Annotated in this window: 3 protein-coding genes; 1 reads left to right on the plus strand and 2 read right to left on the minus strand. The window is 66.1% G+C overall.

All coding sequences use genetic code 11. The features are described from left to right. Together MOV74_RS36440 and MOV74_RS36445 are read right to left on the minus strand one after the other, a co-directional pair. Positions 1-434 (minus strand): hypothetical protein (locus tag MOV74_RS36440; protein WP_246932147.1); only part of this gene is annotated, 434 nt, incomplete at its 3' end. A 157-nt stretch (positions 435-591) separates the two neighbouring features. Then, entirely contained in the window at positions 592-1,266 is a 675-nt protein-coding gene (locus MOV74_RS36445; protein ID WP_246932149.1) for an HAD family hydrolase, read from the minus strand. 156 nt (positions 1,267-1,422) lie between these two features. Between MOV74_RS36445 and rpiA the strand changes: the two genes are divergently transcribed. Continuing rightward, positions 1,423-2,148 carry a ribose-5-phosphate isomerase RpiA gene (gene rpiA / locus MOV74_RS36450; protein WP_246932151.1) on the plus strand — a complete coding sequence of 242 codons (726 nt, stop codon included), beginning with the start codon at positions 1,423-1,425 and terminating at the stop codon, positions 2,146-2,148. The last annotated feature ends 104 nt before the right edge of the window (positions 2,149-2,252 follow it).

Genomic DNA, 2,252 nt, shown 5'->3' on the forward strand with positions numbered 1-2,252 from the left:
GGTGCTGCGGCAGGCGCGGCCGCAGCCGGTTTGGGCTTCCTGGGCCGGTGCGGCTTGCGAACCGGTTTTGGCGGGGTGGCCGGCTGCAGCTCCGCAAACACCGGATTCGGGTCGGTGGTCACCGAGGCGGGTGTGGTGAAATCCCCGGGATTCTTGATCACATTCACCGGGACGCTCGCAGGCTGGAACTTGGGCAGCGCGAAAGCGACCGTGAAAGGGGTGTCAGGAGCGGGAACCGAGACGGAGCAGGGGGTCTTGCAGCCCTGACCGAGCGAGGTCGTGGCGTCGGCACCCGGGGGATTGGATTCGAGCCGGACCTGGACGGTCGGCGGGGCTGATTTGAACATGTCCCAGGACATCGAGGAGCAGCCGCCAAGACTTGCCGCTCCCAACAGACCCGCTCCCGCTAACGCAACCGCGATGCCACGACGCATGACCCATCCACTTCAACTGCGACGAACCGCCACATAACCCCGCGCGGACCTTAGGGGCGTCGTTTGGGGCAGGCAACCGGCGCCCGGGGCATAGTTAATGAATGGTTAATGCGCGAGCTTGCGGAATAACGAAGCAATTCCAGTGGCTTGATAGGCACTATGCGGTCATCAGGCTGCTGGCGGCGGCCGGCAGGTCGCGCATGTGATGGATCAGCCGGTCCGGCTTCAGCTCGGCAATCGGCACGTCCGTGTAGCCGAAGCTGACCCCAATCACGGGTACCCCGGCCCGCCGGGCCACTCCGACATCGGTTCCGGCGTCGCCGACCATGATGCTGGCTTTGACCGCGCCGCCGGCGCGCGCCACGGTCTCGCGAAAGATGGTCGGATCGGGCTTCTGGACACCAAACGTGTCCGCGCCGCAGATCGCGGCAAAGCGGCGGCTGAGGTCGAGCTGGTCCAGCAGGCGCTTGGAGAGCCATTCCAGCTTGTTGGTGCACACCGCGAGGCGGTGGCCCTGGGCCGCAAAATGGTCGAGGGCGGCCTCGAGCCCCTCGAAGGGGCGGGATTCGACCGCGATGTGATCGGCATAATAGCCGATGAAATCCGCCGTCATCCGGTCCATGTCGGCGGGGGTGACGGTGCGGCCCTCCGCTTCCAACCCCCGTTCGATCAGCTTGCGGGCGCCGGCCCCGATCATGTTGCGGGCCGAGGCCATCGGCACGGGCGGCAGCCCTTCGCGGTCGAGCACGTAGTTCAGGGCGGTGATCAGGTCGGGCGCCGTATCCACAAGCGTGCCGTCGAGATCGAAGACGATGGTGTGAGGGGAGGTCATGGTCCAAGCGCTACCGGCCCGGTCGTGTCCACGCAAGGGGCGGGCCCATAAGATCACCTTATAGGCCTGTTCCCGCGAGAAAAACGAGGCTACATAGGCCGCCGAAAGTGGCCACGATCGGCGGCACATCTTCCGGATTCAGAGGCGGGCGCACAGGTGAACATGGACCAGTTGAAGCGGCAGGCCGCGGCGCGCGCGCTCGATGAGGTGCGGGACGGCATGCAGCTCGGGCTCGGCACCGGCTCTACCGCCAAACATTTCGTCGAGCTGCTCGGCGAGCGCTGCGCCGCCGGGCTCAAGGTGATCGGCGTGCCCACGTCGGAAGCGACGCGGGCGGATGCGGAGCGCTGCGGCGTGCCGCTGACCACGCTCGATGAGATCGACCATCTCGACATCACCGTCGACGGCGCCGACGAGATCGATCCTGAGCTCAATTTGATCAAGGGCGGCGGCGGCGCGCTGCTGCGCGAGAAGATCGTGGCGGCCGCTTCGGATCGCATGATCGTGATTGCCGATGACACCAAATGGGTACCAACGCTCGGCCGCTTTCCGCTGCCGGTCGAAGTCATCCCGTTCGGCCTCGGCGCGACGCGCCGCGCGATCGAGAAGGCATTTGCCGAGTGCGGCGTTTCCGGGCAAATGGCGGTCCGCAAGGCCAAGGGAGGGGACAAGGACGGCCACGTTTTCGTCACCGATGGCGGCCACTGGATCGTCGATGCCCATCTCGGACGTATTGTGGATCCACCCGGTCTCGCCAAGGCGTTGAGCGCCATCCCCGGCGTGGTCGAGCATGGCTTGTTCATCGGCTTGGCCAGCTCCGCTGTTCTGGCGGGTGGCGAGGGAATTCGCGTGATTGAACGGCGTAAGCCGAAAGGAGACTAGGAATGAAGAGCGTTTTGAAATTTTTGCCGGCTGCGACCCTCGCTGTGGGCCTGGCCCTCTCGGTCGCGCCGGCCGTGGCGCAGCAGGCGGCGCCCAAGGCTGCC

This window comes from Bradyrhizobium sp. SHOUNA76, assembly GCF_023006445.1.
In the GTDB taxonomy this organism is placed as follows: Bacteria; Pseudomonadota; Alphaproteobacteria; order Rhizobiales; family Xanthobacteraceae; genus Bradyrhizobium.